This window comes from Testudinibacter sp. 'clade 2' (assembly GCF_006227735.1).
Taxonomy (GTDB): Bacteria; Pseudomonadota; Gammaproteobacteria; order Enterobacterales; family Pasteurellaceae; genus Chelonobacter.
Map to the genome: position 1 here is coordinate 1 of NZ_VDHB01000222.1, position 4,383 is coordinate 4,383.

General features: G+C 48.0%; 4 protein-coding genes. 2 read left to right on the top strand and 2 right to left on the bottom strand.

From position 1 onward, the window contains the following. The first annotated feature begins 306 nt into the window (after nucleotides 1-306). Both envC and FHQ30_RS12845 read left to right on the top strand, forming a co-directional pair. Nucleotides 307-1,518, top strand: coding sequence for a murein hydrolase activator EnvC (envC, locus tag FHQ30_RS12840; RefSeq protein WP_139611933.1), 1,212 nt, complete (start codon nucleotides 307-309; stop codon nucleotides 1,516-1,518). Continuing rightward, the gene (locus FHQ30_RS12845) at nucleotides 1,518-2,345 is read left to right on the top strand and encodes a divergent polysaccharide deacetylase family protein (protein ID WP_139611932.1); all 828 of its coding nucleotides are present in this window, start codon (nucleotides 1,518-1,520) and stop codon (nucleotides 2,343-2,345) included. Before envC ends, FHQ30_RS12845 begins: the two co-directional genes overlap by 1 nt. Nucleotides 2,346-2,357: 12 nt before the next feature. On the opposite strand, the gene FHQ30_RS12850 is transcribed toward FHQ30_RS12845, so the two are convergent. Together FHQ30_RS12850 and FHQ30_RS12855 are read right to left on the bottom strand one after the other, a co-directional pair. Beyond that, on the bottom strand, nucleotides 2,358-3,404 hold the full coding sequence (locus FHQ30_RS12850) for an NADP(H)-dependent aldo-keto reductase (protein ID WP_139611931.1): 1,047 nt from the start codon (nucleotides 3,402-3,404) through the stop codon (nucleotides 2,358-2,360). Nucleotides 3,405-3,461: 57 nt separating this feature from the next. Continuing rightward, nucleotides 3,462-4,295, bottom strand: a complete 834-nt coding sequence (locus tag FHQ30_RS12855; protein WP_176552669.1) for an alpha/beta hydrolase — start codon at nucleotides 4,293-4,295, stop codon at nucleotides 3,462-3,464. Between the last annotated feature and the right edge of the window lie 88 nt (nucleotides 4,296-4,383).

Below are 4,383 nucleotides of genomic sequence, written 5' to 3' on the forward strand. Positions count from 1 at the left end.
CTATTGATTTCGGCTTACGCCTAGATTGTGCTCATTTTAAACAACAACTCAAAATATAAACAAAGATCAACAGACCCTAGGTTTTAAAAATAAAAATGTGGTATCAATTGTGTGGCATTTATAGCAAATATTTTCCGAAGTTTAAATAGCTAATCCGGATCTTTGCTGATATTCTGCTGAGAATTGCTGATCTTTTGCAAAGAAGCGATTAAAATGTATTAATTTTGTTAGCATTAAGGTAAAAGGGAGTTAAAGCGCGTGCCGGTGCGGGGAGTAAACAACGCTAGAGATTTTTTGAGATATGCGATGACGCTGAGTCTATCGCTTGTTTTGGCATTTGTTTTGCTGGGTTATCCTGAATCAAGCCATGCCAACCAGCAGGATCTGTCTAAAATTCAACAGCAAATTAAACAGCAGCAACAACAGCTTGTACAGCAGCGCCAAGAGCAAAACCGCTTGCAACAAGAATTGAAAAAACAAGAAAACAGTATCAACACTGTGTTGGGCGAACTACGTAAAACCGAGCAGGATCTTGGTAGTCTACGGCAAAATATCCGTGAAACCGACAGGCAAATTGCGCGTTTGGAAAAGCAGCTGGCGACACAAAAACAGAAATTGGCGGAGCAGTTGGATTCAGCCTATCGAGCAGGTTTGAATCCGTCGGTCATTGAAAAAATGCTGTCAGAAAAAGCGCAAGAAAGCGATCGGATGTATGCGTATTATCAACAGTTCAACCGTACTCGCAGTGAGTTGATCGAATCGATCAAACAAACCCAGCTCAGTCTGGAAAACCAAAAAGCCGAAGCGCAACAGCAGCAGAAACAACAGCAGGCTATCCTGAATAAGCAGAAACAATCACAATCTTCACTGCAAAAAACACAAAATGAGCGCAAATCGACGCTAAATAAGTTAGATCGTTCGATTAAACAAGGTGAAAATCGGCTTGATGTGCTAAAAGAGAACGAAAACAGCCTGAAGCGCTCTATCGCACAGGCAGAGCAACGCGCAAAACAGCGTGAACAGCAAGAGCTTGCTGCCTATCAAAAGAAAAAAGCCGAACAAGAGAAAAAGAGTGATAAGCCGTATCAGCCTACCGAAACCGAAAAACAGCTGACCCGCAAAACCAGCGGTTTGGGCGCAGGCAAAAAACAATACGCTTTGCCGACCAGCGGCAGCATTGCCAATCGTTTCGGCTCGGTACAAATGGGTGAATTGCGCTGGAAAGGCATTGTGATCAACAGCAGCAACGGTGCAGCGGTGCAAGCGATTGCCGATGGGCGGGTGATTTTAGCCGATTGGCTGCAAGGTTACGGTTTAATGGTGGTGGTCGATCACGGTGCCGGTGATATGAGTTTGTACGGCTACAACCAGCGCTTGAGCGTACAAAACGGACAGTTCGTCAAGCGCGGTCAGAAAATTGCCGAAGTCGGCAGCAGCGGCGGACAAGGTAAATCCTCACTCTATTTCGAAATCCGCCGCAAAGGCAACCCGGTCAATCCGCTAAATTGGGTGAAGTGATGGGGAAATTTCAGTTGGTCAAAACCACACTTTGCTGTTTTCTACTGCTGTCAGGCAGCGGTTTTGCGGCACGTTTGGCGATTGTGATCGACGATATCGGTTATCGTGCCGACGATCAGAAAATTTATAACCTGCCGAAAGAGATTTCGGTGGCGATTATTCCGTCGGCGCCGAATGCGATGGCACGAGCGAAACAGGCAAAGCAACAAGGGCGCGATATTTTGATTCACCAGCCGATGCAGCCGAAAGCCAAGATGAAACTGGAAAAAGAGGGCCTGCTGCTTGGCATGTCCGCTGAACAGGTGGCAAACAATATTGAGTATGCACGGCAAAAAGTGCCGTATGCCATTGGTTTGAACAACCACATGGGTAGCGCTGCCACCGCTGACCGCACGTTGATGACTCATTTAATGCAGCAGTTGCAACGGCACAAACTGTTTTTCCTCGACAGCCGTACCATCGGCAGCAGTGTGGCGAGTAAAGTAGCACGAGAAAATGGCGTAGTGGCTTTGGATAGGCATATTTTCTTGGACGACAGCGACGACTACGCCGATGTGCAGCGCCAGTTTAATCTATCGCTACAATATGCCCGCAAACACGGCACCGCCATTGTGATCGGACACCCGCGCAAAAATACGATTCGAGTCCTACAGCAGGGCATTGCCAATCTGCCGCAAGATATTCAACTGGTCGGCATGGGCAGCTTATGGCGCAATGAGAAAGTGATTCCGCCGAAACCGTTTATTTTGCTGTTTAACGATTTACCGGCTTCGACCTCGGTTGCGCCTTTTATCAAGTATCCGCTGTTGCGTGGTGTGCCTGAATAAGACGTTGCTGAGCTATGGACACGGGTTGCTGATTTCTGCATGTACCGCATTGATCTGCGCCAATGTCTCTTCGCTTAACCGCACGTTGATGCTGGCAATGTTTTCGGCAAGCTGTTCGAGGTTGGTGGCGCCGATAATATTGCTGGCGACAAAGTGTTGTTGATTAACAAATGCGAGTGAAAGTGCGGTCAGGCTGATGCCGGCTTGTTCCGCAATCGCCGCATAACGTTCCACTGCTTCAAAGGCTTTTGGTTTGTTGTAGCGTTTAAAGCGTTCAAACAGGGTTAACCGTGCGCTTGGTGGCCATGGTTGGCGGCGGTATTTGCCGCTTAACATGCCGAATGCCAACGGCGAATACGCCAGCAAACCGACCTGTTCACGCAATGAAATTTCACTGAGACCGACTTCGTAGCTGCGGTTCAGCAAATTATACGGATTTTGCACCGACATCACTTGCGGCAAAGCGTGCATTTTGTGCAGGCGCAAGCACTCCATCACGCCCCACGGGGTTTCATTCGACAAACCAAAATAGCGGATTTTGCCTTGCTGTTGCAGGGTTTGCAGCGCTTCCAGACTTTCTTGCAACGGGGTAATATCTGCCGCTTCATTCAGTGCACTCAGCCCCAGTTGTCCGAAATAGTTCACTTGCCGTTCCGGCCAGTGCAGTTGATACAGATCCAAATAGTCGGTTTGCAGCCGTTGCAGACTGGCATCACAGGCGGCGAAGATTTGTTGTTTGCTGAAGCGCGAACCGCCACGGATATAGTGCTGATTATCATTGCCACGTGAAGGGCCTGCGATTTTGCTGGCAAGAATCAAATTCTGGCGCGGCTGTTTTACTAACCAACTGCCGATAAATTGCTCGGTTTTGCCATAGGTGCTGTGATTCGCCGGCACCGGATACATTTCGGCGGTATCAATAAAATTGACACCTTGCGATACGGCATAATTCAGTTGCTGGTGGGCATCCGCCTCGCTGTTTTGTTCGCCAAAGGTCATCGTGCCCAAACAGATTGCACTGACTTGCAGATCGCTGTTGCCTAATTGTCGATATTGCATTTTGCTTTCCTTACTTTGTTTTTTACTGAATAACCACCAAACTATAACAAATCTGTTTTACTTTTGTTGTGCTTTTTGCAGTGCAATGGCAAGTGCCGGGGTAGCGGAGCTGCCGTGGTTGGCGTTGGCAATCAAGATAAAGCGGCTATTGATACCGTCTCGTTGCAAAATAGTATTCAATTGTTCAACAGTCAATCCTTTGCGGCGCTGTAAAATCCGTGCTCGTCGTGTCGGGTCTCGCTGCGGGTCGGCATTCGGATTTTGTTCGTATTCGCTTAAGGTTAGTGTCACTGATCTGGGTTTAGTTAGAAAAACAGTGGGTTTCTGTTGCAAAACCGCCCCATCCCCCCACCAAAGTGATGGACTGGCGAGAACATACTCATCAAAGCGCTGTGGTTGCTGAAACAGGCTAAACAGCCCGAACAAACCGCCAAACGAATGTCCGAAAAAGATTTGCTTCACCGGCGTGGCAGTATTGTGGCTAACTTGCGTTATAAAGTGCGGTTGCAGTTCATCGCTGAAAAAACGTAAAAAGTCTGCGGCGCCGCCACCTTGTTGAAATTCGGCTCCGCTCGTGGCAAAGGTGTAATCTCTGGTGCGTTCGGCAACGGCGTAAGCCTCCGTGGTCGGATAGCCGACGGCGATAATGGTCGGTAGCGGCAGGGTGGGGTCAATCATTTGCAATGCCAGCGGAAAATGGGCATTGCCGTCGAGCAGATATAAAATTTTAGCGCTCTTGTGCTGTTTTGGTGTGGCGATAAACAGGCGGTAGTGTTTTCCTTCAAAAGTGCGGTCTTGCGTGCTGAGGGTGAATAGTGTCTGTAGATTTTGAACCGCACTTTTGTTGTTGCTGTGTGCGGTTGGCGTGGTTTGGGGGGACGTTGTGGTCATGTTGCAACCTGTTATGCCAAAAAGGATTAAACAAAGATAAAACAGTTTTTTCATGTGGTTAAACACTCAAATGAAGTTATTGTGCAAG

Coding starts and splice junctions, on each gene's coding strand:
- envC (WP_139611933.1), top strand. CDS start 307: ATGACGCTGAGTCTATCGCTTGTTTTGGCATTTGTTTTGCTGGGTTAT.
- FHQ30_RS12855 (WP_176552669.1), bottom strand. CDS start 4,295: ATGACCACAACGTCCCCCCAAACCACGCCAACCGCACACAGCAACAAC.
- FHQ30_RS12845 (WP_139611932.1), top strand. CDS start 1,518: ATGGGGAAATTTCAGTTGGTCAAAACCACACTTTGCTGTTTTCTACTG.
- FHQ30_RS12850 (WP_139611931.1), bottom strand. CDS start 3,404: ATGCAATATCGACAATTAGGCAACAGCGATCTGCAAGTCAGTGCAATC.